25 protein-coding genes and 1 tRNA gene are annotated in these 25,295 nt (G+C 68.8%); 8 read left to right on the top strand and 18 right to left on the bottom strand.

What is annotated here, in order from left to right; translation table 11 throughout:
* Nucleotides 1-149 precede the first annotated feature (149 nt).
* From D0D37_RS06405 to D0D37_RS06395, 3 genes are read left to right on the top strand one after another with little or no spacing between them, the layout of a single operon-like run.
* Nucleotides 150-455 carry a hypothetical protein gene (locus D0D37_RS06405; protein ID WP_116199583.1) on the top strand — a complete coding sequence of 102 codons (306 nt, stop codon included), beginning with the start codon at nt 150-152 and terminating at the stop codon, nt 453-455.
* A 7-nt stretch (nt 456-462) separates the two neighbouring features.
* A complete protein-coding gene (locus D0D37_RS06400; RefSeq protein WP_116199582.1) occupies nt 463-1,008 on the top strand; it encodes a SigE family RNA polymerase sigma factor in 546 nt (181 codons plus the stop codon).
* Between the two features lie 5 nt (nt 1,009-1,013).
* Nucleotides 1,014-1,514 carry a hypothetical protein gene (locus D0D37_RS06395; RefSeq protein ID WP_208719821.1) on the top strand — a complete coding sequence of 167 codons (501 nt, stop codon included), beginning with the start codon at nt 1,014-1,016 and terminating at the stop codon, nt 1,512-1,514.
* A gap of 351 nt (nt 1,515-1,865) precedes the next feature.
* On the opposite strand, the gene D0D37_RS06390 is transcribed toward D0D37_RS06395, so the two are convergent.
* Nucleotides 1,866-3,152, bottom strand: a complete 1,287-nt coding sequence (locus D0D37_RS06390) for an MFS transporter (protein WP_244223409.1) — start codon at nt 3,150-3,152, stop codon at nt 1,866-1,868.
* Nucleotides 3,153-3,428: 276 nt separating this feature from the next.
* Between D0D37_RS06390 and D0D37_RS06385 the strand changes: the two genes are divergently transcribed.
* Nucleotides 3,429-4,007 carry a PaaI family thioesterase gene (locus D0D37_RS06385; RefSeq protein WP_167493500.1) on the top strand — a complete coding sequence of 193 codons (579 nt, stop codon included), beginning with the start codon at nt 3,429-3,431 and terminating at the stop codon, nt 4,005-4,007.
* Nucleotides 4,008-4,083: 76 nt separating this feature from the next.
* On the opposite strand, the gene D0D37_RS06380 is transcribed toward D0D37_RS06385, so the two are convergent.
* From D0D37_RS06380 to D0D37_RS06345, 8 genes are all read right to left on the bottom strand, one after another.
* Nucleotides 4,084-6,543, bottom strand: coding sequence for a tetratricopeptide repeat protein (locus tag D0D37_RS06380; protein ID WP_116199580.1), 2,460 nt, complete (start codon nt 6,541-6,543; stop codon nt 4,084-4,086).
* 812 nt (nt 6,544-7,355) lie between these two features.
* Entirely contained in the window at nt 7,356-8,321 is a 966-nt protein-coding gene (locus D0D37_RS06375) for a glutamate ABC transporter substrate-binding protein (RefSeq protein WP_167493499.1), read from the bottom strand.
* On the bottom strand, nt 8,318-9,706 hold the full coding sequence (locus tag D0D37_RS06370) for a hypothetical protein (protein ID WP_116199579.1): 1,389 nt from the start codon (nt 9,704-9,706) through the stop codon (nt 8,318-8,320). Before D0D37_RS06370 ends, D0D37_RS06375 begins: the two co-directional genes overlap by 4 nt.
* 91 nt (nt 9,707-9,797) lie before the next feature.
* Nucleotides 9,798-10,853, bottom strand: coding sequence for an ATP-NAD kinase family protein (locus tag D0D37_RS06365; protein WP_116199578.1), 1,056 nt, complete (start codon nt 10,851-10,853; stop codon nt 9,798-9,800).
* Nucleotides 10,854-10,997: 144 nt separating this feature from the next.
* The gene (locus D0D37_RS06360; RefSeq protein ID WP_116199577.1) at nt 10,998-11,219 is read right to left on the bottom strand and encodes a heavy-metal-associated domain-containing protein; all 222 of its coding nucleotides are present in this window, start codon (nt 11,217-11,219) and stop codon (nt 10,998-11,000) included.
* A gap of 190 nt (nt 11,220-11,409) precedes the next feature.
* Entirely contained in the window at nt 11,410-11,613 is a 204-nt protein-coding gene (locus D0D37_RS06355; RefSeq protein ID WP_116199576.1) for a cold-shock protein, read from the bottom strand.
* 211 nt (nt 11,614-11,824) lie between these two features.
* Complete coding sequence (locus D0D37_RS06350) at nt 11,825-12,100, bottom strand: hypothetical protein (protein WP_244223408.1); 276 nt, start codon at nt 12,098-12,100, stop codon at nt 11,825-11,827.
* A gap of 296 nt (nt 12,101-12,396) precedes the next feature.
* The gene (locus D0D37_RS06345; RefSeq protein ID WP_116199575.1) at nt 12,397-14,040 is read right to left on the bottom strand and encodes a thiamine pyrophosphate-binding protein; all 1,644 of its coding nucleotides are present in this window, start codon (nt 14,038-14,040) and stop codon (nt 12,397-12,399) included.
* Nucleotides 14,041-14,164: 124 nt separating this feature from the next.
* Here D0D37_RS06345 and D0D37_RS06340 point away from each other — a divergent pair, with 124 nt between their 5' ends.
* Together D0D37_RS06340 and D0D37_RS06335 are read left to right on the top strand one after the other, a co-directional pair.
* Nucleotides 14,165-15,445 carry a hydroxyacid-oxoacid transhydrogenase gene (locus D0D37_RS06340; protein ID WP_116199630.1) on the top strand — a complete coding sequence of 427 codons (1,281 nt, stop codon included), beginning with the start codon at nt 14,165-14,167 and terminating at the stop codon, nt 15,443-15,445.
* Nucleotides 15,439-15,846 (top strand): acyl-CoA thioesterase, encoded by a 408-nt coding sequence (locus D0D37_RS06335; RefSeq protein ID WP_116199574.1) that lies wholly within the window; start codon nt 15,439-15,441, stop codon nt 15,844-15,846. The genes D0D37_RS06340 and D0D37_RS06335 overlap by 7 nt, the downstream gene beginning before the upstream one ends.
* Here D0D37_RS06335 and D0D37_RS06330 read toward each other — a convergent pair whose 3' ends face one another.
* Nucleotides 15,847-16,800 (bottom strand): helix-turn-helix transcriptional regulator, encoded by a 954-nt coding sequence (locus D0D37_RS06330; protein WP_116199573.1) that lies wholly within the window; start codon nt 16,798-16,800, stop codon nt 15,847-15,849.
* A gap of 45 nt (nt 16,801-16,845) precedes the next feature.
* Here D0D37_RS06330 and D0D37_RS06325 point away from each other — a divergent pair, with 45 nt between their 5' ends.
* Nucleotides 16,846-17,931, top strand: coding sequence for an epoxide hydrolase family protein (locus tag D0D37_RS06325; protein ID WP_116199572.1), 1,086 nt, complete (start codon nt 16,846-16,848; stop codon nt 17,929-17,931).
* Between the two features lie 68 nt (nt 17,932-17,999).
* Nucleotides 18,000-18,075 (top strand) — tRNA-Lys (locus D0D37_RS06320).
* Between the two features lie 41 nt (nt 18,076-18,116).
* Here D0D37_RS06320 and D0D37_RS06315 read toward each other — a convergent pair.
* The 8 genes from D0D37_RS06315 to D0D37_RS47795 all read right to left on the bottom strand — a co-directional run bounded on the left by D0D37_RS06315 (nt 18,117) and on the right by D0D37_RS47795 (nt 25,264).
* Entirely contained in the window at nt 18,117-19,310 is a 1,194-nt protein-coding gene (locus tag D0D37_RS06315) for a site-specific integrase (RefSeq protein WP_116199571.1), read from the bottom strand.
* Nucleotides 19,310-19,507 carry a helix-turn-helix transcriptional regulator gene (locus D0D37_RS06310; RefSeq protein ID WP_116199570.1) on the bottom strand — a complete coding sequence of 66 codons (198 nt, stop codon included), beginning with the start codon at nt 19,505-19,507 and terminating at the stop codon, nt 19,310-19,312. The genes D0D37_RS06315 and D0D37_RS06310 overlap by 1 nt, the downstream gene beginning before the upstream one ends.
* 18 nt (nt 19,508-19,525) lie before the next feature.
* The gene (locus D0D37_RS06305) at nt 19,526-21,118 is read right to left on the bottom strand and encodes a replication initiator (RefSeq protein ID WP_116199569.1); all 1,593 of its coding nucleotides are present in this window, start codon (nt 21,116-21,118) and stop codon (nt 19,526-19,528) included.
* Entirely contained in the window at nt 21,118-21,504 is a 387-nt protein-coding gene (locus D0D37_RS06300) for a hypothetical protein (RefSeq protein WP_116199568.1), read from the bottom strand. The genes D0D37_RS06305 and D0D37_RS06300 overlap by 1 nt, the downstream gene beginning before the upstream one ends.
* Complete coding sequence (locus D0D37_RS06295) at nt 21,501-23,057, bottom strand: FtsK/SpoIIIE domain-containing protein (RefSeq protein WP_116199567.1); 1,557 nt, start codon at nt 23,055-23,057, stop codon at nt 21,501-21,503. Before D0D37_RS06295 ends, D0D37_RS06300 begins: the two co-directional genes overlap by 4 nt.
* 320 nt (nt 23,058-23,377) lie before the next feature.
* Nucleotides 23,378-24,304, bottom strand: coding sequence for a helix-turn-helix domain-containing protein (locus D0D37_RS06290; RefSeq protein ID WP_116199629.1), 927 nt, complete (start codon nt 24,302-24,304; stop codon nt 23,378-23,380).
* 53 nt (nt 24,305-24,357) lie between these two features.
* Entirely contained in the window at nt 24,358-24,816 is a 459-nt protein-coding gene (locus D0D37_RS06285; RefSeq protein ID WP_116199566.1) for a hypothetical protein, read from the bottom strand.
* Nucleotides 24,817-24,841: 25 nt separating this feature from the next.
* The gene (locus tag D0D37_RS47795) at nt 24,842-25,264 is read right to left on the bottom strand and encodes a hypothetical protein (RefSeq protein WP_244223407.1); all 423 of its coding nucleotides are present in this window, start codon (nt 25,262-25,264) and stop codon (nt 24,842-24,844) included.
* Nucleotides 25,265-25,295: the final 31 nt, after the last annotated feature.

The raw sequence follows: 25,295 nt of genomic DNA, 5'->3' as shown, positions 1-25,295 counted from the left end.
ACCACCGGACGGCCGGGAGATCTCGAACGCTCCCGGCCGTTCGCCTGTCCCGGCGAGAAAAAGAAATCCGATGCAACCCCGGCGACCGCCGACCGCATGACTAGAGCAGACAAGCGCCACCCGGCGCTCGTGGAACCAGGAGGAAACTCGTGCGTGTTCGCTTCGCTCTCGCCATCGGTTCGCTGCTGCTCGCCGGAGGCGCGCTGACCGGCGGCGCGGTCGCTTTCGCCGCGGACGCCCCGCCGTCGGCGCAGCCGGCCCCGACGAAGACCGCCCCCGCCGAGCGGCCCACCGCGGCCCCGGCTCCGTCCGCGGACCGCCAGACCACCGCCGCCCCGGCCGCGCCGCGGGTCGGCGCTCCGGGCGTGCCGCCGAAGGCCGCGGGCAAGCGCGTCCCGACCGCAGTGCCCGCGGGCCCGACCGGCGACCTGCACCTGCCCTCGGTCTGGGGCTGATCACCCGGTGCCCTCCCGCTCCAGTCCGGTGGCCGGGCCGAACTCGCCGTGGGACGGCGAGTTCGCCCGGTACTTCGGCGAGCGCGCGCACAGCCTGCGGTCCACTGCCTACATGCTTTGCGGGGACTGGCATCGGGCCGAAGATCTCGCACAGGCGGCGCTGCTCAAGCTGTACCTCGCCTGGCCGCGGCTGGCCCGGCACGACGCGCTCGACGCTTACGCGCGCAAAATCGTGCTGCGCACTTTCCTCGCGGAAAACCGCCGCAGCCGCTGGAAACGGGAGCGGCTCACCGACGCACCACCCGACGTCCCGGCTCCTGCCGCCGAGACTGAGCACGACCAGCTGATCCAGCAGGCACTCGCCGCGCTGGCCCCGCGCCAGCGCGCGGTGCTGGTGCTGCGGTACTTCGAGGACCTGTCCGTCGAGGAGACCGCCGCGGCGCTCGGCTGCCGGACCGGCACAGTGAAAAGCCAGGCCGCTCGCGGTCTGGCTACCCTGCGGGCCCGGCTGGGCCCGCATTTCGAGGCTTTGCCCGTCCCTGGAGGGAGGTGAACGAGATGGTCTCCGATGACTTCGAAGACACCGAAGCCGTACGCGCCCTGTTCGCGCAGACGCCGGACGGCCCGCCGATGCGGGTCGACGCCGCGGACGTGATCGTGCGCGGTGCCGCTGTCCGTCGTAAGCGCAAGCGCTGGGCGGTCGCGGGCAGTTCCGCCGCGACGGTCGCGGTGATCGTGGTGGCCGCTCTCGCGGTGGGCAGCCGCGGGGCCGAGCAGCCGCCCGTCATGCCCGCCGGGCCGGGACTCGCCACCGTCTCGCCCGCCCCGTCCAGTCCGGCCCCGCCGACGAAGGGTCCGGCACAGGTCCCGACGCCCGGCCCGGAGGTGAGCCCAGGCTCGCCGGACAAGCAACCGCCGGCGGAGCCGCCCGGTCAGCAGGTGGGCACGTCCCGGCCGCCGCTGCCGCCGAGGGCGTATCCGACCACGACTGACCAGGCCCCGGCATCGATGCGTTCACCTGCGGGAAGCACGTCGTTACCCAGGCCGACCTCCCGCTGAAACGCTTTCACGGCAAGAGTGGCGGACGTCACCAGATCAAGTGGGTTTTCGACGAAATATCCCGGGCTTTCGGGGCGATGTTCTCAGTGGCGGCCGGAGCGGCCGTCGAACCAGTCGCTCAGCCGGCACAGGATTGGCCGGCCCGAGAACCTGAGGAGGAAGCACCATGGTGCTCGTTGCACTGATGATCGAAACCGTTGTTGCCGTCGTGGTCGCCGGTGGCCTGGCAGCTTGGGCCCGCAAGCGCTTCGCCTCGCAGGCGATCGAGGCGACGCAGAACAGCTGACCTCATAAGAAAACCGCCCTCTGTCCCTAATGGACGGAGGGCGGTTTTCTCGTTTGCTCAGCTGCTCACTTGCTGGCGCCGGCGAGCTTGCCGCCGGTGTCGGAGGTGTCGATCTCCTCGATCGGCACCCGGGCCGTCTCCGGGATCTTGATGATCGGGACCAGCGCGATGAGCGCGGCGATGATCAAGTAGTACGCCGGCCAGTCCGCGTTGCCGGTGCCGTCGATCAACGCCGTGACGACCACGCCGCAGGTGCCGCCGAACAGCGACGTCGAGATGTTGTACCCGATGGCGAACGAGCCGTAGCGCACGCGCGTCGGGAACATCGCCGGGAACGTCGAACCGATGACCGCCAGCATCAGCGCCAGCAGGATCGCCACGACCAGGAAGCCGATGATCAGCCACAGCAGGCTGCCGCTCTGCATCAGCTTGATGCTGGGCCAGCTCAGCACGATGAACCCGATGGCCGCGGTGAGCAGCAGGGGTTTCCGGCCGATCCGGTCGGACAGCGCACCGAGTGGAATCAGCAGCGCGAACTGCACGATTTCCACCCCGATGATGATCAAGCTGGACTCGGTGTCGCCGATGTGCAGGGTGTTGGTGAAGTACGTCGGCATCGTCGTGAGCAGCATGTAGTCGGCGATGTTCAGCAGCAGCACGATGCCGATCAGGTTCAGGATCATCCGCCAGTTGCGCTGGATGGTCTCCTTGAGCGGAGCCTTCTCCGCCTTTCCGCCGGCCGCCTCGAGCCTGCGGAACTCCGGCGTGTCCTCGAGCTTCGACCGCAGGTAGAGACCGATCGCACCGATCGGAAGCGCGATGAAGAACGGAATCCGCCAGCCCCACGAGTCGAACTGTTCGGTCGACAACGACAGGTAAGTGACCAGCACGACCGAGTTGCCCAGCACGTAGCCGGCCAGCGTGCCCATCTCCAGGAACGAACCGAAGAAACCGCGCCGTTTCGTCGGCGCGTATTCCGCGATGAACGTCGCCGCGCCGCCGTACTCGCCACCGGTCGAGAAGCCCTGGATGAGCCGCAGCAACAAGATCGCGATCGGCGCCGCGATGCCCATGCTGTAACCGCCTGAGTACGTCGGCAGCACGCCGACCAGGAAGGTGCAGCCGGACATCAGCAAAATGGTGAGGGCGAGAACCTTCTGCCTGCCGAGTTTGTCCCCCAACGGGCCGAAGAACGCTCCGCCGAACGGCCGTACGATGAAGCCGACGGCCAGCAGGGCAAGCGATTTCAGCACCGCGTTGCCCTCGCCGGGGAAGAACAGTGTTCCGATACTCGTCGCGATCGCGCCCGAGGTGAATACGCCGTAGTCGTACCACTCGGTCGCATTACCCATCGCGGACGCGATCACCGCGCGTTTGACTGTTCTCTGATCGACCTCGGGTTTCCCCGTCTTTGGCTCACTCATCCCGGCGGTGACCTCCTCCTGCACACGTCCCGGTCCATCCCTTGGAGCACATTTCCCCAGTCTTGACCCGTTGACGTGAGCTGGCAGGGTGAGTCGCGAAATTTCTACCGTGCGGAATTTTCCGACTACCCTGCGCTCAGGAAATGCGGCCGCGCCGGTCAGGGCGGGTGCCGGCGGGTCCTTCCGCCGGGTTAACGTCGTCCCATGAGTCCTGTTTCCGGCCCGTGGCCGCCCGTGCCGGTGGAGCCGCCGGAGATCCACCCGAAAGCCCCCGCGCCCGGCACCGAACTGGGCGCGCACTTCGCCGAGTGCTTCGGCTGCGGCGACGAGGTCGACGACGGCCTGCACCTGCGGTCAGCCATCGGCGAGGGCTACACGGTGCACTCGAAGTTCACCGTGACCGCAGCCCACCAGGGTGCCCCCGGCCTCGCTCACGGCGGCCTGCTGGCCTGCGCCTTCGACGAGGCCCTCGGCTCGACGGTAGGCAACCTGCTGCACCGCCCCGCGGTGACAGGCAAGCTCGAGACAGACTTCCGCCGTCCCGTGCCCGTCGGGTCCACGTTGTACATCGAGGCCCGGCTGGACGGAGTCGCAGGCCGCAAGATCTACGTGAGCGCGGACGGCCACCTGGACGCCGCCGATGGGCCGGTCGCGGTCAATGCCCGAGCCCTGTTCGTCGCAGTGGGCTTCGAACACTTCAGCACCCACGGCGACCCGCAAGCGCTGGAGAAGCTGGCCGAGCAGCACCGCCGCAACAAGCGCGAGTGGGACATCAACCCCTGACCTCAGTGCCCTGTTGAATGTCCGTGAGGGGAACCCTGAGGGACTCTGATTCCCTCAGGGTTCCCCTCACGGACCGTCAGGTGAGGGTGCGGGGGCGGATGGCGTTCGCGCGGTCCACCAGGGCGATCCGGTCGGTCGTGTTGTCGGTGAGCCGGGCCAGCGACCGGTAGCAGCGCTCCAGTCCGAATCGGACGTCACGCTCCTCTAGCTCACAGCCCAGCACCTTCGCCGTCGTGACCGGCTTCGTCTGGTTCGGCACCTTCAGCCAGTCATAAGCCGCCTCCAGCACCTCAGCACTGAGCCGCGTATGCCGCTCAGCATCGAGGTTGAGCCGCTGCAACCGCCCAGACGCGTCGACCAGATCGCCCTCGGTAACAGTCGGATGCTCACCAGTGCCAACACCCTGCGCACGAGTCTTGATCTTGATCGCAGCGACCTGCGCGTCCACATAGTGCGTAGAGGTAGCCGGAACCCCCTCCAGCACCTCAACCGCACTCTGCCGAGCACCCTGCGCCAGATACACGCGAGCAAGCCCGAACGCAGCACTCACATAAGTCCGGTCAGTCCGCCAAACCAGCTCATAGAACCGCGCAGCACCGAAGTAATCCCCGACGCCCTCAGCGCTGACCGCCAACGCCAGCTTCGGCGCGATCTCCCCCGGCAGGTCGTCGTAAACCGCATCGAACGCCACGTGCGCGACGCGCGGCCGACCACCGGCCAGCTCGATCAGCCCGCGGTACCAGTCGATCCGCCAGTCATGCGGGAACCCGTGCCGGATCGCCAGATACTGCGCAGCCTGCAACTGCCGCTGCGCCTCCACGAACTCGCCCAGCTCAATCCGAGCGCGCACGATCCGCAACCGCACCTCGATCGACTCGCGCGGCGCGGTAGCCAGCGCCTCGATCGCCTCGTGCGGGTCAAGCGCAGTCGTCGTAGCAAGCACACCAGCAGCCGGGTCGTCCGTGTCGACCTGCGGAATCGGCAGACCGGCGACGACCTCGGCAGCGTCCGGCAACGGCACCCGCTCGCCCTGCTCCGGCACCACCAGATGAACACCGAACGTCCGGCTCTCCGGCCCGAACACCGTCGACGCGGCCGGCCGCGGCTGGCCGGTTCCCAGCGCCATGATCTCGCGCAGGACCCCGGTCAGCTGGTCAGCCATGTCATCGGCGGCGATGAACCGCCGATCCGGATCAGCGTGCGTAGCGCGCTTGAGGAACCGGTAGTACGACCCGAAAAGCGCGAACAGCGGAACCGCGTCCGGTCCGGGCAGCGTGTTCTTGTACTCCCGCGTGTAACCGGCGAACTCGAAGCTCAGCACGGCCAGCGTCCGGCCGACCGTGTACAGGTCCGAGGACACCGACGCGCCCTGCGACGCCAGTTCGGGCGCGCTGTAACCGGTGGTGAAGAACAGCGGGCTCTCGTAGTCGTCGAGCCGCCGCACCGCGCCGAGGTCGATCAGCTTGAGCTGCTCGCGGGTCTGGATGACGTTGTCCGGCTTGAGGTCGCAGTAGAGCAGGCCCTGGCCGTGCAGGTAGCCGAGCGCGGGCAGGATTTCCAGGCCGTACGCGATGACCTGGCCGATCGGCAGCGGCTCCGGCCGGTTGCTCTCCCGGTGGTGCTGCAGCGCCAGCTCGCGCAGCGACTGGCCGCCGACGTACTCCATGACGATGTAGCCGACGGAGTTGCCGGTCTGCGCGTCCGGATGCTGCACGAAGTTGTGGATCTTGACGATGTTCGGGTGCTCGACCTCGGCGAGGAACCGCTGCTCGTTCGCCGCGGCGGCCATCGCGGTGGAGTCGCCGGTGTCGATCAGGCCCTTCAGCACGACCCAGCGGTCGGACACGTTGTGGTCCTTGGCCAGGTAAATCCAGCCGAGACCGCCGTAGGCGAGCGCGCCGAGCACCTCGTACTGGCCGCCGACGACCTCGTTCGCCTTCAGCTTCGCGAGGAACGAGAACGACGTGCCGCACTTCTCGCAGGTGCCCTCGGGCTCGCCCGGCTGGCCGTCCTTGCCGCGGCCGACCTTCGCGCTGCAGTTGCCGCAGAACCGCTTGTCCTCGGCCACCACCGGGTTCGCCAGCACCGCGGTCGACGGATCGCGGTACGGCACCGGCGGCACGTCGATGAGACCCGCGCCGAGCCGTCCGCGCCGGGAACGGCGGGTGCCGCGCGAGCCGGTGCGCCGGGAGGTTCCGGGGAACGAGCCGGTTCCGGTGCCGGTGCCTTGCGAGCCCTGCGAACCGTGAGTGCCGGTGCCGTGTCCCTCGCTGCCGCCGGACGGCAGGACGCTGTCCGTGCCGTGATCGGGCAGCGGGCCTCCGTCGGCGGGAGACACGCGCGGAGCCGGCGGCATGATGCTCTGGGTGTGCGGCGTCGGGCTGGCCAGCACGCTGGTCGGCATCGGCGCGGCCGGGTCGACCGGCGCGACCGGCTGGTTCGACTGCGGCAGGATCACCGGCGCGAGGTCGCCCGGCGGACGCGTGGGGGCTTCGTTGCCGTCAGCCGGACGCTGGCCCTGAGCCGCGGCACCCATCGGGATCGGGCCGGAGTTCGGGCCGGTGGCGCGGTTCTCCGGCGGCCGGGACGGACGGTTTCCCTGCGTGCCCGGCGGCTGTGGCGGCTGCTGCGGGCGGTTCCGCGGGACCGGTCGCTGTCCGGTGCGCGACTGCGGCGGATGCGGCTGTCCCTGAGACGGCGGTGCGGGCTGACCTGACGCGGCGGTCGGGTACGGCTGGCCTTGCGCAGGCGGACGGCCCTGCGGCGGCATCGGCTGGCCGCCGCGCGGAGCCGGACGGCCCTGGGCCCACGGCTGCTGACCGGCCTGTCCCGGCTGAGGCTGGCCGGACGGCGCCGACTGCGCGGGCTGTGGGGCCTGACCCGGCTGAGCGGCTTGGCCCGGCTGACCGGGCTGCCCTGGCTGAGCGGGTTGTCCTTGTTGCTGGGCCGGACCCGGCTGTCCCGGCTGAGCGCCCGGACCGGACGGCCCCCGTGGCGCCTGCTGCCCGGGTTGCCCGCCCTGAGCACCTTGAGCGCCCTGCGGACGCTGCACCGGAGCGTTGATCAATGTCTCGGCGTCGGGATCCGGCTGCGGGTTGAGCCGCCCGGACACCGACGGTTCCGGGGTGTCCCAGCGCACCGGCGGCGGCGGGGTCCACGAGGCGTCGGCCGCCTCGCCCCGCCCGGACGGCTGCTCCGCGGCTTTCGCCTCGTCGCCGTCCCCCTCCGGTGCTGCGTGCCGAGGACGGCGCGCCTCCTCCGACACAACTACCTCCCGAACTCCCCGCGGCAAGCCTGCCGCTCAAAAAGTACAACTCGCGCCGCGCTGGCGCCGCGAGACCGGCCTGGTCACCTGTATTGCGGGGACGGCGGGCTCGCCGGTCCCAGCCGCGCGCCGACCCAGTTCTGGTAACTGCTCGCCCAGGTGCCGTCGCCGCGGATCTTGTCCAGCACCGCGTTCACGAAGCGGACCAGGTCCTCCTCGTCCTTCGGGATCCCGACGCCGTAATTCTCCTGGGTCATCGGGTCGCCCGCGACCTTTACCGTCGGGTCCTGCGCGGCCATGCCCGCCAGGATCGTGTCGTCGGTGGACACCGCGTCGACCTGGCCCTGCTGCAGCATCACGAGACAGTCCGACCAGTTCGGCACCGACACCGCGACCGGTTTGGCCGGGTCGGTGGCGATCTTCGCGAGCGAGGTCGACTTCGCCGCCGCGCACACGCGTTTCCCGGCGAGATCGGTCAGCGACTGCGCGTTCGACGACTTCGGCACCAGGATCTTCTGCCCGGCCACGTAGTACACCGACGAGAACTGCACCTGCTGCCGGCGGGCGCAGGTGATGCTGTAGGTCCGGACCACCACGTCCACCTGGTGGTCCTTGAGCACCGTCTCCCGCTGCGACGACGTGATCGCCCGGTACTGCACGTGTCCGTCGGAGCCGAAAATCGCTTTGGCGATCTCGTTGACCAGGTCGATGTCGAAGCCTTCGAGCTTGCCGGTCTTCGGATTCCGGAAGCCGAAGAGGTAGGTCGTCTGGTCGACGCCCGCGATGAGTTTCCCGCGCTGTTTGATCTTCTGCAGGCTGGGCCCGGAGGTGTCCAGACCATTCGGAGCGAGGCTGGCGAGCGGGTTGCAGCTGGTGTCGGAATCTCCGCCGGCCGCGGCGTCCGGGCCGCCGACGCCCGCCGGGGTCGGCCAAGCCGCGTCGGTGACCGGCGCGGCCTCCATCGACTGGCTCGCCGTCCCGCAGGCGGCGGCGAGAACCGCGACCACCCCGAGAACGGCGGTCCTGATGAAGTGCCGCGACCGAATCACCGGTACTCCCTCAGTCTCTCTCGCACGCCGACTGTGATGCCGCCCGCGGCGAGCACCGACAGCACGCCGACGCCCGCCGCGAGTGCGGTGAGCGCGTTGTCGCCGGATCTGGTGCTGTCGAGGAATTCCTGACGGCAGACGTCGATCGCGGCCTGGAGGTTCGTGTCGAGCCGGGCGAACGCGGCGGCGGCGCTGTTCGGGCTCACGCTCGTCGCGAAGTCCACCGCCTCCTGGTACTGCCCGCCGTCGTCGAGGCGGCGCACCTGAAGGTGGGCCAGCGACCATTCGCGCGCGGCCTGTTCCGCCGCTTCGATCTTCTTCTCGCCCGCGGTGCCGGACGCGAGGTCTCGCGCCTGGCCGAGCAGTCCGCCCTTGCCGTCGGCGCCGACGAGGTTCTCGGCCAGCTTGATGAACTGCTGCTCGTACGCGCCGCCGTCGCCGCGCGCGACCAGCGTGAGGGTTTCGTCGGCACGTGCCTGCAGCGCATAGATCCGGGCCCGCACCAGGATGTCGACCTGCGACGTGCCGTCGGTGCGCCCGGTCGCGACGAGACTGCCCTGCACGACAAGCGCGACCGCGCCCCACAGCAGCGACAGCACGATGCAGCCGGTGGCCACGAGCAGCCCGATGTTCAGCACGCGGTTCGTCCGACGGGTCAAGTAGATCTGCGCGACCACGAGCGCCGCGAGGAGCACGAGGACCAGCGCGACGGCCGCCCACGGCACGTCGCTGCTGCTGTCCTGCTCGTCGGAAAGCTTCTGGGTGTGCGCGCGGTAGAGCGCGTCCGCGGCGGGCAGGATCGTCGAACGCATCAGCTGCGAAGCCTCGCGCAGATACGAAGCACCGGACGGGAAACCCTGCCGGTTGTTCGCCCGCGCGGTCTCGACGATCCCGGTGTAGACCGGGACCTTCTGGTTCAGGATGTCCACCTGGTGGGCGGCGTCGCCGACCTCGGTGGTGTCCGACGCGGCGCGGGCGAGCGCGGATCCCGCTTCCGCGATGTCCTGCTCGTACCGCTTCCGCAGCGCGGGCGGTTCGGTTCCGACGGAAAGGAAAGCGCTGGCCGCGGTGGCGTCCGCGTCCGACAGCGAGCGGAACACCTGCTGCGCGGCCGCCGCGAGCGGTTCGCGGTGCTCGATCAGGCCGTTGATCGTGTTGTCCTTGTCCTTCACGGACAAGACGCCGACGAGCCCGGCCACCAGCGACAGCAGCACCAGCGCGACCGCGATCAGCGACAGCTTGCCGGGCGTGGTGGTCGTGGATCTGACGACCGCGCGCACCGCCTGCCCGGGCAGGTCCAGCAGCCCGGCGATTCCGCTGCGGCCCCGAAATTCCTCCGGTGGGGGCTCGGCAGTCGTTTCCGGCCGCGTCGCAGTGCTGCTCATCCCCGATCCTCCCCGTGTGCCACTCGCAGAAGGTAGCCGGTCGGGCAAGTCGCAGCGAACGACACCCGGAAGGTGTCACCTGCACGTGATCTCAGCCAGCGCAGCGACCGTGGCTTCGGCCTTTCTCGCCGGTTCCGCTTGTCGCGGCGCTGCGCAGCAACCCCTGGGTTGCGGCTTCGGCCATTGCGGCGCGTACGTCGACGCACCACGGGCCGTCGGCGCGCAGTTCTACGTACGCGCCTTCGCCGTTTTTCAGCTCCAGCTCGCGTTCTCCGTCTACCGCGATAACGCCGCCACCTGCGGCAAGGTCGACGCGTACGCCGGGACGCAGCACTCCCCAGCCGCGTACGCCGACTGGACGCACCACGCCGGGCGCGATCGCGGCGTGCACCACGTACGCGGAACTTTCGACCGGACCAAGCTGAAGCGCTACTCCATCCGCGCTGGAACGAGAACTCGGACACAGCTGTCCGGCGATGCTCGACAGGCCAATGCCGTCCGGCTCGGCGAAGGTGCAGTACAGCTCGGTGAGTGCGGTGGGATCCCAGAGCGCCTTCGCGCCGACGTGTTTGTTCATCGAGACCGCGACGTCCACCAGCGCGATCTCGCGGCGGTTCTTCGTCACGACCTCAAGCATGCTGACCCGCTGGGTCACGAGGTCGGCGTCGACCTGGCCGCTCGCGACCATCCCGGCGGCCAGCCCGGCCACCGTGGCCTCGCCTGCCTGCGGGAACGCGTTGTTGGTGCCGGTCGGCAGCGCGAGCAGCGGCACGTCGCCGCACGCCTTCGCGGCGACCCGCGCGGTGCCGTCGCCGCCGAGGCACACGATCACGCCGGCCCCGGCGTCGACCATCCGGTGCACCGCGTTGACGGTGTCCTGCGCGGTGCCAGTGAGCGTGTCCTCGTCGCAGAACTGCACCTCAGGCAACGGGTCGCGGCCGAGGTCGCGCAGCACGGCGGCGGAGATGCCGCCGAGGTCGGTGGAGAGCAGCACGCGTTCGACGCCGGTCACCGCGAACGCCGACAGCAGCCGGCGCACCAGGTTGGCCTTCTCCTCGACCGGGAAGGCCGACGCCTGCGTGACGAGTCTTCGGATGTCCTGTCCGGACGCCGGATTCGCCACGATTCCCGCAACGACTGCCCCCATCGGGCATCCCCCCAAGTCTGCTGCCGCCAGGGGACCAGCACACGCGTGCGGCCGCGCGGAGGAAAGGGTTGCACGGACGTTGCATCGGCCGTGCCTCCACGCCGGCCAGAGCCTACCCTGGGTTCTCGGGTGGCTACCGATCGTTCAAACGAGAGAAGCAAGCCCTTCGTAGGTGTACCCGGCTTCCTCGACGGCGGCGCGGACGGCCGTCTCGTCGAGAGCATCGGCGCTGCGGACCGTCACATGGCCGGTTTCGACGTCGACGGTCACGTTCTCGACCCCGGGCACCTCGGTGAGTTCCTCGGTGACCGACTGCGCGCAGTGGCCGCAGGACATCCCGGTGACGAGATAAGTGTTTTCGCTCATGTCCGCGAGCCTACGAGCCCCGGACTGGCCACGATCGGGTGATCCACAATGGCCGGTCAAGCACAGAAAGCCTTGCCGGGCAACAGGATCCGCATGGTGAGACGGTCTCGGCGGCGCTCCGGTCGCCGAGACGAAAGAAGCCACCACCCCCGGAACCGGGAGTGGTGGCGACTTAGCGATCAGACGCAGGTCAGATCAGGTTGACCGACGTGGCCTGCGGGCCCTTCTGGCCCTGGCCGATCTCGAACGATACGCGAGCGTTCTCCTCGAGGGTACGGAAACCGTTGCCCTGGATCTCGCTGTAGTGAACGAAGACGTCGCCGCCGCCGTTGTCGGGAGTGATGAAGCCGAACCCCTTCTCGGAGTTGAACCACTTCACGGTGCCCTCAGTCATCTAAACAATCTCCATACATAACACCAAAACAGGAAGCCGACCGACGTCCTGGGCCCAGACACGGGCGAGATGCGTTCCTCGAAGAGGAAGACCACGCCCGCTGAGTTCTGCGAGCGTGCTTTACCACGAACACAAAAATCGAGACCAATGAAAGTAAAGCACAGCGGAGCGGGACGGGACAAGCCGACTCACCCCAGTTCGCTTGACCGGATCACTCCCCGCTGGCCTGGCGGAGCGGCGCGCCGAACGGCGAGCGCCACTCAGCGCCCTGGTCGGGCGCGGCCACGGCTACGTCGTGGGCCTCCGAGCTGGCGCTGAACTGCACCGGAACCACTCCGGACCGGTTCTGGGCAGGCACCTCGGCGACCTCGCCGTGTTCCGGCTCCTCGCGCACTACGGACACCAGCGCACCGGCCCGCGCGGACCGGGCCCGGCCGCGAGCCGTCGCCGTGGCGGTACGGGATTTCCCGTCCTTTTCGTCGGCCATGACGAACTCCCCTCGTTCCTTCCCCGCGCCAAGCGGGGGATGACCGCGATGGTGCCATCCGGCACCGACAAAATCCGGCCGAAACCGGTTGTCCCCACCCCTGAAACGCGCCGATGGGCCGCGAACCGAGCCGGGGAGCGTGTCCACCCGGGAATTTCCCCAACCGAACGCCAGCCGAACCTGACTGGGCGAACCGGGTCCGGATGCCGAACCCCGGGAACACCGTCAGGTTACCTGAGCCAACCCCCGGCAGCTACCGAACATTCCCGGCGTTTCCCTGTGTTCTCAGGAAGATTTCAGGTCCCGGAAGGTCGCGGGGCACCGAGAAGCGTGCTCAGCCGCACATCCGGGGTCACCACGTCCGGGTCGGTTCGCACGTCGATCACGCACGGCCGCTGCCGGACGAGCGCGCTCGCGATGATCGGCTCAAGCCGCTCGCGATCGTCCACCGTGTACCCCGCCGCGCCGAGCCCGCGCGCCCACGACGCGAAATCAGTCAGCGGGATGGTCACTCCGGACAGCCGTCCGTGCGTACGCGCCTGATGCATCGCGAGGGGCCCGTGCAAGCCGTTCTGGAAGACGACCACCATCACCGGCGCTCGGTAACGCACAGCGGTCTCGATCTCTTGCCCTGTCATGAGCGTGCCCGCGTCGCCGACCATCGCGACCACAGTGCGCCGCGGCTCGGCGAGCTTGGCCGCGACCGCCGCAGGGACCGCGTACCCCATCGCCGCGTTGCTCGGACCGAGCTGGCTGCGCGGAGCGGTGAAGCACCAGTAGCGATGCATGAACTGCGCGAAGTTGCCAGCGTCACTTGTGACGATGGTGTCCTCTGGCGCGAGCTTTCGCAGCGCGCGCACGACGTCGACCGGATGTACGCGAGTGTTGTTGCTTGTGTTCGGCGGTGTCATGAAGGTGTGTACGGCGGCGTTCGCGGCCGACGCTCTGCGCGTACGCGGCGAAGCGATCGCGCGCAGCTCCTTCAGGAACGGCTCGACCTCAGTGTCCACACGGAACGTCAGGCCGCGGCGGCGCTGTTCGTCGATGCCAGTGCCGACAAGGACAAGCGTCTGCTGTGGAGTCGGATAGCGGAAGCCCTGCGTCGTGACCTCGTCGAGCTGGGTGCCGAGCGCGAGCACGAGGTCCGCTCGTTCGAGCGCGTCGAGCTGGCGCGCCGGAATGCCGAGACCGAGATGTCCGGCGTAGCGCGCGTGGTTCTCCGGGAAAGCGTCCTGGCGGCGGAAAGCGTTGTACACCGGGAGCGCCAGCTCGTCCGCCACCGCGATCAGCTCGTCCCGCGCCGACCGCGCGCGCCCGCCGACGATGACCACCGGATAGCGCGCTTCGTCCACCAGGCCCGCTACAGCTTCAGCCGAACGGCCCAGCGTTCCGGTGACCGGCGGGCGAACCTTCGCCACCGGTTTGGCCGAGTCGTACGGCACTCCCCACGCGTCGCTCGGCACGCCGATGACGACCGGACCCGGCCGTCCTTCGCGACAGCGGGCGAGGCCTTCGGCGAGGAGATGCGGCACCTCGTCGGGGTCGTCCGCGCGGACGCACCATTTGGCGATTTTCTCGAACATCCCGGTCGAATCGGACGTCGGGACCTCGCCGGTGAGCACCGGGTCGAGCGCCGGGGTTTCGAGCAGCACCACCATCGGCGTCTCGTCCTGGTACGCCGTCTGCACGCCCATGACCAGCGCGGCGGCGCTCGGGCCGCGGCTCGCGAGCAGCACGGCGGGGCGTTCGGTGAGCTTGCCCTCGGCCTCGGCCATGAAGGCGGCGCCCGAATCGTGACGGGCCGAAACGAGCGTGACGTCGCGCTCGCGGCGGAGCGCGTCGAGCAATTCCAGGAACGACTCGCCGACGACCGCGTACACCCGGCGGACCCGGGCCTCGTTCAAGACGCGTACGGCCGTTTGCGCGACGGTGGTTCCCACTTGGTATCTAATGAGGAGAGCTTAGGGCGGCACCGTGAACCGGCGTCAAGTGATCTTGAACAACTCGCCGCGGGATTGTGCCGATTGCCGGATCGCGCTGCCCACCAGTTGGGAGGACGCCGTCATGACATCCGCCGAACATGAGACTGTTTTCACTTATGGGGCTCCGGCGCTCAAATACGGAACGGGCGCAAGCGACGAGATCGGATACGATCTGACCCAGTTCGGCGCGCGCCGCGTGCTCGTCGTCACCGACCCGGTCGTCGCCGCGACGGGGTGGCCGGAGCGGCTCGCCGAAGGCATCCGCGGCTATGGGATCGCTGCCGAGACCTTCGACGGAGTGCACGTCGAACCCACCGACGTCAGCATGCAGAAGGCCGTGGACTTCGCCCGCGGCACCGGCCCGTACGACGCTTTCGTGGCGGTCGGCGGCGGCTCCAGCATCGACACCGCGAAGGCCGCCAACCTGCTGACCAGCAACGACGGCGAACTGATGGACTACGTCAACGCGCCGGTCGGCGGCGGCCGCGCACCGGCGAACCCGTTGAAACCGCTGGTCGCGGCGCCGACGACGACCGGAACCGGGTCCGAGAGCACCACGGTGTGCGTGCTGGACGTGCTGTCGCTGCGGGTGAAGAGCGGGATCAGCCACCTGCGGCTGCGTCCGACGCTGGCCGTCGTGGACCCGCGGCTCACGGTCAGCCAGCCGGCCGGGGTCACCGCGGCGAGCGGGATGGACATCCTGTGCCACGCCGCGGAGAGCTACACCGCCAAGCCCTACACCGAGTTCGGCCGGAAGCGGCCGGAGGAGCGCGTGCCGTACTGCGGGTCGAATCCGCTGGCGGACATGTTCGCGGAGAAGTCGCTGCAACTGCTGTCGTGGGCGCTGCCCGCCGCGGTCCGCGACGGCGACGACCTGGCCGCGCGCGAGGCGATGGCGCTGGCCGCGACGTTCGCCGGGCTCGGCTTCGGCAACGCCGGCGTGCACATCCCGCACGCCAACGCGTACCCGATCGCCGGGCAGGTCCGGGATTTCCACCCCGACGGCTACCCCGGCGACGAAGCGATGGTGCCGCACGGCATGGCCGTCTCGCTCACCGCGCCCGCAGCGTTCCGGTTTACCTTCTCCGCGAACCCGGAACGCCACCAGCGCGTCGCCCGGCTGCTGGCCCCGGATTTCGAATGGTCCGGCGACTTCGCCGATCACCTTCCCGCCGTGCTGACCATGCTGATGCGCGAGATCGGCCTGCCCGCCGGGATCGGCGCGGTCGGCTACAAGGAGTCCGATGTGGACTCTCTAGTGGAGGGAACGCTGAAGCAGCAACGGTTGCTGGCCACGGCGCCGCGTACACCGTCCGAAAAGGACCTGGCGGGAATTCTGCGGGACTCGGTGCAGCTGTGGTGAACTACCCGCATTGGCAGACGGTTCCGTTGCGGTGGAAGGACAACGACGTCTACGGCCACGTGAACAACGTGGTGCATTACTCGCTGATGGACACCGTCATCAACACCTGGCTGATCGAACGCGGCGGCCTCGACATCGAGTCCGGGCCGGTGATCGGGCTGTGCGTGGAGTCGCATTGTGCTTACCACGCCTCGGTTTCGTTCCCGGATACTCTGCGGATCGGACTGCGGGTGGCGCACCTCGGGCGGTCGAGCGTGCGGTACGAGATCGGGATGTACACGGCCTCGGAAACCTTGGTAGCGGAGGGGCATTTCGTGCACGTCTTCGTTGATCGCGAGCCTCGGCGGCCGGTTGAGGTGGCGGGGAAACTGCGGGAATCGTTGGCGGAGCTGGCTGTTTGATCACGCAGGACTGACCGCGCGCAGCGCCCGGCCGCCGAGTTCGCGCAGGTGCTCCGCCAGCTCCGGCGGTTCGTGCACCTCGAACTCGCGGCCGAGGCTGGTCAGCCGGAACGCCAGCCATTCCAGGGTGTCGGCCGGGCTGACGACGCGGCAGGTGCGGTCGTCCACCGCGGTCACTTCGCTTGCCGCGCCCCAAATCCGCGCTACCTCGTCCGCCGGTGCGTGCACGGTGACCACCGCGCGATGCGTCGGGCGGGAGGTGTGCAGCTTCTTGGTCACGTACGCCGCCGGGTCCTCGGCAGGCAGGTCTTTTGCGGTGAACCGGGTCCCGATGGGTTTTGGTTCTTCGATGCGATCGACCCGGAAGACCCGCCAGTCGTCCCGGTCGCTGTCGAACGCCAGCAGATACCAGCGTCGGCCGGACGACACCAGATGATGCGGCTCGACCAGCCTTTTCGTCGCCTTGCCGTCGTTGGCGAGGTAGCCGAACCGCAGCCGCTCGCGGTTGGCGATCGCCGTCGCCAGGACCGTGAGCGACTCCGGATCCACGCGCGGCCCGTCGTTCACCGGCAGCGGCACCGTCGCGTTGCTCAGCACGTTCACCCGGCGTCGCAGCCGAGACGGCAAGACCCGCTCCAGCTTCGTCAACGCACGCACCGACGCCTCGTCGATCCCGGTCACCGCGTGCCCGGACGCCATCCGCAACCCGACCGCGATCGCGACCGCCTCCTCGTCGTCGAGCAGCAACGGCGGCATCGCACTGCCCGCGACCAGGCGATATCCGCCCTCCGCGCCCATCGTCGCCTCGACCGGATACCCCAGCTCGCGCAGCCGCTCGATGTCCCGGCGAACCGTCCGGCCCTCGACGCCCAGCCACTCCGCCAGCTCACTGCCCGGCCACTGCCGCGGCGTCTGCAACAGGGACAGCAACTGCAATAACCGAGCCGCACTCATGATCTAGGACCATATCTGACCTACATGGCCTCTAGCGTTCCCGTCATGAACATTCGCCCGTTCCGCATCGACATCTCCGACGCCGCCCTCACCGACCTGCGCGCCCGGCTCACGCAGACCCGCTGGCCGGCGCGACTGCCCGGCGAAGGCTGGGACCGCGGGGCGCCGGTCGACTGGCTGCGCGAGGTCGCGTCCTACTGGGCGACTGGCTACGACTGGCGGGCGCACGAGGCTCGGTTGAACGAATTCCCGCAGTTCCAGACCGAAATCGACGGCGTCGACCTGCACTTCCTGCACATCCCGTCCGCCGCGCCGGATGCCACGCCGGTGTTGCTGACGCACGGCTGGCCGAACTCCTTCGTCGAGTTCGCGGACCTGATCGAGCACCTGTCGGACTTCCACGTCGTCGTCCCTTCACTGCCCGGTTTCGGCTTCTCCTCCGCGCCCGGCCCCGGCTGGGACGCCGCCCGCGTGGCCCGCGCGTGGGCCGAACTGATGGAGCGGCTGGGGTACCGCGACTACGTCGTCCAAGGCGGGGACTACGGTGCCTACGTCGCCCCAGAAGTCGCCCGGGTCGGTCGGGTGCTGGGCGTCTACATCACCGCTGGCCTGGGCATTCCCACCGAGGCCGACTTACCTGACCTGGATGCGGCTGAGCGTGCCGCGTTCACCGAGATGATGTCGCAGGACTGGATGAACGGCGTCGACCACCACTCGCTGCTGCGGGCCGCGCCGCAGACGTTCGCTTATGGCTGGAACGACTCCCCCGTGGGCGCGCTGGCGTGGATGGCACAGAAGTTCCACGAGTTTGGTGGTGGCCGGGTACTGGACGAGATGCTGGACGGGTTCCTGACGAACCTGAGCGTGTACTGGTTCACCGAGACTTTCGGGACGTCGTCGTGGTCGTTCTACTCGAGCACCGGGTTTGCCTGGCCGCAGGGACAGAAGGAGGCACCGACCGGGGTGTACAGCGGGGTGCCAGGGATCCGACGGCTGGCCGCGCGGGAGTCGGAGATCGTCCACTGGCCGGTCGACAATCCTGCTGGGCACCACTTCGTCGCGATGGACCAGCCGGAGGCTTACGCAGCAGACCTTGCTCGGTTCGTAACGACGCTCCGCTCGATGCGGTGAGGCCGGGCTGCCGGGGTGGGCACCCACCCCGGCGAGGGGCCGGATGGCGCCCGCTAGACTGAGCGCGCGGGCCGTTAGCTCAATTGGTAGAGCTGCGGACTTTTAATCCGTAGGTTCTGGGTTCGAGCCCCAGGCGGCCCACCAAACTCCCAGGTCAGCGGCTCTTTGCTCGTGGCCGGTCAAGATCAGCTCCCCGGTTTATCCCCGGTTTTGAGCGGGGACGGATTATCCAGCAGCCCTTCCAGGGCCAGCGCCGTGACCGGATCGACGGCCTTCCGCTCCAGGTAGTTGTCCTGCGTCATCGACACCCGTGAGTGGCCGAGATGGTCCGCGATCAGCCGGGTCGGGATGCCCGCATCGTCCAGCGCGGTCGCCGTCGTCTTCCGGAAGTTGTGCGACGTCAGCCAGATGAAGTCATCGCCACCGCGGATCTCCCGGATGACCCGCAAGACGTTGTTCGGGTCCCGCAGCCCGCCGACCGTGCTGGCGAAAACCGGACTCGCCAGCGACCGGCCGTCCTTCCGAGCCTCAGCCCACCGCCGCTTCAACAGCGCCAACGCCCAAGACGGCAACGGAAGCGCACGCAGGCTGGACTCCGTCTTCGGCCGAGGCTTGCGGAGCAGCCCTTCGCCCTTCACCCGGACCACCGTATGCGTGACGTCGACCGTCCCCGCCACGAAGTCGATGTCCTCCCAATACGTCGCCAGGGCCTCGCCGACCCGGACGCCCGCAGCCATCATGAAGCGCGACAGGTCCGGTAGGTCCCAGCGCCGCGCCTTCTCGTTGGCCTCGACCCGAGCCAGCCACTTCGTACGCTCTTCCGCGTCCAGGGCGCGCGGCTTCTTCTTGCTCTTCGGGATGCGGCGGGTGTCCCGCGTCGGATTGCTGTCAACCGCGTCGTACCGCGCTGCGAGGCCGAGCATCCCCGACAGCGCAGTCCTCGCGGTCTTGGCCGTCGAGGTCCCGATCGTCGCCTGGATAGAGCCGAGGAACCGATCCAGCCGCATCACGGTCGCCTCGCGCACCCGCAACTCCCCCACGCCCGGCTTCACGTGGCGCGTAAGGATGGACTCGTACGTAGTGGCCGTCGTCGGCGACTTGGTGCCTTCTCTGACTTCCTTGCGGATCTGTTCCATCCACACGTCGGCGAGGTCCTTCAACTTGGTTTCCCGGGTGATCTCGCCCGTGGTCGACCCGGTCCAGTCCTTGAATGTGTCCCGAAGCCGTTGCGCTGCTTTGCCTTTCGTCTTCCCCGACCGCTCGACCTCGCGCGTCTTGCCGTCGAAGTCGCGGAAGAGAGCACGCGCGCGATAGCCGTTCGGAGTTGCCGAGTAGCGGATCTCGCCGTACGTCCCGATCTCCAGCTGCGGGCGAGGCATCAGGCAACCTCGTCTGACAGCTGGTCGACCCACGAACTGACGTCCTGCGGCCGGTAACGGATGTACTTGCCGACCCTCCGACCAGCCGGGCCGTAACCCTTGGTCCGCCACTGGTACAGCGTCGAGACCGGGACGCCGAGGAACTCCGAGACATCCTCCACCGTCCACAAACGACTGAATTGCACGTAGTTGTCCATCAGTTTCCCCCTTCCCGATCAAGCCGCGAGCTGAATTGCCGAAGTTTCCGGCGGACTGGCGGCGAGTAGTGCTCGGTCGTATTCGGCTTTCCAGGCGATGCGTTCGGCGATCGCGTGCATCACCAGGTGCGGTCTCGGTGGCACGTGCGGGTCGGCGTCGTCGACCTTGCGCCAGACGAGCCGAGCCGGGTCCGGTTGCGGTTTCTCGATCCCGACAGCCGCCAAGGCGTCCATCACGAACGCCTTTCGGTCGGCCTTGTGATCCACCAGCGTCTTGCCCGACCACTTCCGCGACACCAGAACCCGCCGACCCGGCAGGCCGAGAGTGGTCCGCCGGTGCGCCCGGCCTCTGCAGTGGCCCGGGGTGGTCTTTCCGTTGGCTCCCTTGGGCTGGATGCCGTAGAGCAGCCACACCGCGCACCGGGGCGAGCACGGGGTGATGGCCAGTTCAGCGTGGAGCCGGTCATGGTGATCTGCCAGCGCTGCCGTGTCGGCCTCGACCACCTCACCGGTGGACTTGGTCAGGTACTTCGTCAGGTAGCCGATGTGGCGGCCGGCGTCTTCGGTCCCGCCGAGGATTCCCTTGGAGTGGACTTGGCGGCCGAAGGTCACCACGTGCGCCGGTTCCTCGACCTGTTCCACCGCGTCATCCCAGGTGAGCAGGGGTTGGCGGGTGTCGGGGTCGACAAATCCCCGTTCCGGCCCGTCCCAGCTCGGGAGCCGGTCGGTGTAGACGATCTCGTCGTGCTGCGGCCACCAGACCTGGCGATACGTCGCCTCGGTGACCTGCCGGATCACCTCGTGCGGCACCGATCCCCGGATCGCGGCGTGCAGGTGCGGCGCGGTCCGCTTCTGCGGTTCCACGGTCGCGAAGTACTGCACGTCCCAGCCGACGACCCGGCGCAGGTTCTGCCACCACCGATCCACCAACGCCGAGAAATGCACCGCGTCCCGCGCCGCCCGCCGGTAGTCATAGGCGGCCGGGTTCACCGGGGAGCCGTCACCGCGGACCGGGCCGTAGGTGTCGCAGGTCAGCGTGACGAACATCGACGGCCGGAACCGCCCCGCGAACTCCCGCCCCACCGTGGTCTTGGCGACCTTGCGCCGGGGCAGGTTCGGCGCGTCCTGCCGCCGCTTCGTCGACCGCTTCACCGCCTTCCTGGTCGGCAGCTCAACCGAGGGCAGACGGCCCCGGACGCCGAGTTGCCGAAGTTCTTCGTCCACACCACGGATCTCCTCCCGCAGCTCCTCCGCTTCGGCGGGGTCGGTGTCGGCGACCTCGCGGTAAGAGGCGACGAGATCAGCCCGGTACGCCAACAGCTCCGTCTGGTCCTCAGTGGGCTCTTCGGGCGTGAGGTCCGGTTCCTCGGTCATGTGCCAGCCTTCGCGGCACTGGACTTGCCGCAGCGCCTTGGCTTTCCGCGCACACGGCAGGCACACCGATTCCACAGTGGACCCGCACGGCACCGGGACGTACCGCAGTTCGCCGGTGTCCTGGTCGCCGACCTCCATCGTGAAAGGACGCACGCACACTCCGTGCTTCTCCGCCGTCGCCCGGATCAAGTCGTCGGCCAGCGGCATCCGCATCCGTTCCGCTCGTGTCCCTTCCATCAGGCCGCCGCCTCCCCTCGCGACGCCCACCCGCGCAGCACGTGTACCGGCATCGGCTGCCTGTCCCCGGCCGGGAGGTCCGGGAAGACACTCGGGTCGAAGAGCACAGCGCCGTAGACGCGCACCGGGATTCCGCACGGCGTCCGGCCGACGATCCCGACGTGCACCCATCCGCCCGCAGCGATCCGCCACAACGTCGCGGTGACGTCGTCGAGAGTGTTCGCCCACGTCAGCAGCGCCCGCGCGACCTCGGCCAGACCGTCGACGTCCAACTGCACCGTGATCGGCCTCGACCACGCGGAGACGTCCAACGACGCGACCGGCGGCAGCTGATGCAGGTCGAGGTGATCCCGAATGGTGTCGAGGAAGATCATGAGCCGGTTCACGCCGCCCTCCTTTCCTCGCAGTGGTCGAGGTGGTGGGTGCCGCCGTTGGTGACGTAGTGCTCCAGAGCCTTGACGGTGTCGTCCGACACCCAGCCCGCACGGACGCGCAGCGGTTCGCGGATGCCCTCGCCCCACACGTAGCCGGTGCCGGGCATGGTCTCGGGAATCCGGTTGGCCCAGGCTCCGCGTTCGTACGCGCCGTCGCCGAGCACCATCCCGACGTGGTTTTTGGAGGTGACGCGCAGGCAGACGCGGCGGGTGAACAGCTCCCGTACCGGCACTGTGTCCTTCGTCGGCTCCTGCACGTAGCCGCGGACCGACACCCCCAACGCCCGCCCTTGGGTATTGAGCACCGCGACGTGCTCCACGATCGCCTCGCGGGTCTTGCGATCGGTGTAGCGGGTCAACGCGCCGATCTCGTCGAACTCCAGCAGCTCCAACGGAAACTCCTGCGACAACGGCACATCGCGGGTCCGCCCGGCGAACTCCCCCTTGCGGCGCTCCAGCTCGTCCCGCAGGCCCTCCAGCAGTTCGAGGGCGTCCTTTCCGGACACGGCGTAGCGGGCGAAGATCCCGCGCCCGTAGGCCAGTTCCATGCCCTTCGGGTCCACACCCGACACCCGCACCAGCCCGGAGCGGATCGCCGAGGCCGCCGAGACCAGCGGGGACCACATGACCGAGTTCTTCCCGGCACCGCTGGCACCGGCGACGAGGATGTGCGCGCCCGCCCCGGTCAACGGCAGCCGCCACGGCGTCCCGTACTCCGTCGTCCCCGCGAACACCGCGCGCAGGTTCACCCGAGCCGGTTCCAAGCCGGGCAGGGGCTGGGATTTCACGGGGGTGGTGAGCAGGTCGCGGCGCATGAAGTCCAGCGACACCACATCCGGCGCGATCTCGCGCACCTGCACCCGCGACACCTTCCGCGCCGTCGCCAACGCCCGCGCCGCCTCGTCGAAATCCTCCGGCTTCTGCCCCGGCACCAACCGCACCCGGACCTCGTCCCACGACGCACCCGACCGCACCCGCACCAACGCAGGCACCGCCACCCCCGACGTCTTCCGCGCCTGCGTGATCGCCTGGCGCTTCCGCCGCCGCGACACCAGGTTCACGGTCACGTCCACGGGGATGGCTTCGTCGCGGACGGTCAACCCGCAGGCGTGCAGCCAGTCCGGCAGCTTCCGGCCGTAGACCGCCCAGCGCAGCCACCACGCCCGCAACCACCGACCACACCACCGGTCGAACCCGACCACGTCCAACGCGCGCCAGACCACCGCGACCAGCGCCAGCGTGACGAGCACGACCGTCAGGGACAGCCAGCCCCACCACCGCAACCACACCACGATCACGACCAACGCGAGACAGGAGCGCCACCGAGTGACGATCTGCCGCACCAGCCAGCCGACCGCCCGCAGCACAGTCCAGAACGCGAAACCCAGGAACGCCAACGCCGCCAGCGTTTCCACAATGGACGCCAGCGCACGGCCGAGCTTCGCCAGCACCCACAAGACCACCGCGACACCCGCGCCGACAGCGATCACCACGGCCGCGTTCATCGGCGCTCACCGCCCTCAGCCGCGGTGAGGTCGAGCGGCAGCATTCCTTGACATGCCGCGCACTTCGTCTCACCGCACACGAGGCGAGTGAACTTTTTGCATGCGGCGCAACGCATCCGGGTGACCCCCGTTGACGCACGCCGTCCAGAACCGGTTATGTTCGTCATTGTTCACTTCCCAGTGGACAGCGCAGAACCGGTGAAGGTTGGTCGCCAGAGGCCGGTTCTGCGTTTATACGGAACAATTCCAAGCGCAAATGGGCGCGTTGAACACAGCACACGTCGCCGTGCGCTTTTTTCAGTGCTCGCTCGGTTTTTCGGCTAGTCGGTGGTCGACTCGTCCGTGGTCGGTTCCTCGCCGGTCAGGAGCCGGTTCAGCCCGGCGTCAGTCGCCCGCCGCTGCGCCTTCACCTCTTTCAAAAGCTGGTCCACCACGACCGACAGCCGCGCCAGCGACTCCGCCGGAGACAACGCCGCCTCCGCAAGCCGCTCGATCGTCACCTCGTACGAGGCCGCTTCCTTCCCCACCAGGAACACGCCCATCGCGCGATGCGGGCAGTACACGACATCCGAGGTGTCCTTCAACGCGTAGCGGCTGAACGCCTCCTCCGTCACCGCCTGACTCGGAGCCAGCCGGATCGTCATCGTCCGCGACAGCCCGATCAGATCCTTGAGGAACCGTGTCTGCCGCAACATCACCTCGGCATCCCCGAAGTGGTTCCGCAGCGCCTCCGAGCCGATGAACATCTGAGCCTTCACCGCGCCCGCGCCGAACAGGATCCGGTTGCGGTCCATCCGGCTCTCCACGACCTGGTCCAGCTTCTGCTTGTCCCGCAGGTCCGGGCCAAAGACGAGCCGCGCGTAATCCGGGACCTGCAGCAGATCCGGGATCAGCAGCGGAGCCCACACCGTCACGGCCGTCGCGACCCGCTCGTGCGCGATCAACGTCGTGTAATGCGCCGGGTCCGCCTGCGACCCCACCGACGACCAACTCGGCCCTGTCACGCCATGCGCCAGCAGCATGATCCAGGCTTTCCGCTCCCCGGTCACCCCGAGCGCGCCCAGCACGTTCGACACCTCCTCCGGGGTCGGGACCCGCTGACCCAGCTCCCAGTTCGACAACAACGCCGGGTTCACCCCGATCCGCCGCCCCAGCTCCCGCAGCCCGAACCGCGCCTCGATCCGGGCATCCCGCAACGCCGCACCCAGGCCGCGTGCTCGCGGGCTCGCCATATCCGTCCCACGCATCAACCACACCTCCGGCCCGGGATCGTCCCTGTCTGCAAAACGAGAACACCCATCTACGCCGCCTTGCCCTCACCAGGCGCCGACGAGGCGCTGGCCGACCGCGACGACGACTTGCCCGCAGCAGCCCTGAACCCGGTCGCCCGGAAGGCGTACGTCTGGTACTTGAACTCGCCCTGCCCGCCGACACGCGGCTCCGCCGTCAACCCGTCCAGCTCCACCGGCCGCATCCCCGGCAACGCCTCCGCCGTCGTCGGCACCGGCTGCACATCCGCCAGGAACGTCACCTCGAACGAGGCACGCTTCGCCTTCGTTTCGCCCGGGTCCGTGACCGCAGCCCTCCATTGGCGCTTCCCGGTCACCTCATCCACCCGTTGCCGCACCGGACGCCCCGCAGCCCGGTCCTCCCGAGACTGATACTCGTTGTCCGGGATCACTTCCCCCACCATCACAAGCCCCTGCGGGAACGCCTCGTCGAAGTCGATCGCGAACCGGTGTCCCTTTTCGATAGCCATAACCGCTAGCTCCCTGTGTTCTCTGTCAGTCAGTCGTTTCCGGCGCCTCGCCGCCGTGATTCGTCCGTGTCGCTGCGCTCAGCGCTGTCTCTGCTTCGTGAAGTTGCTTGCCCAGAACCGCGATCGCGTCGGAGTCGACGAGCAGGACCACGGGGAACGCCTTGCCGAAGCGGATCTCCGCTCGGTTCGCGTACGTCAGCGCGCGGACGCGGATCGGCAGGTCTGCCGTCACGTGGATCTGGACCGTGTCGCGCATGTCGCCCGCGCCTAAACCACGCGCTTGCGAGACACCTGCGCGGCCGGACCGCTCGACCCGCCTCCGAGCGTCGAAGCCGTCCTTGCAGTCGTCATGTCTGCCTCCCTTGGGCTCTGCCGCCGAGCGAATCCCGGCAACGTGCCACCCAATCTCCGGCAAAAGGCGGGACATGATCACCACGTGGCGGGACATCTTGGGACGTCCCTGGTACGGTCGAAGACGT

This window comes from Amycolatopsis circi, assembly GCF_003385235.1.
Lineage (GTDB): Bacteria > Actinomycetota > Actinomycetes > Mycobacteriales > Pseudonocardiaceae > Amycolatopsis > Amycolatopsis circi.
Note: the sequence above shows the minus strand (reverse complement) of the source record. Positions and strands in the feature narration are given on the sequence as shown.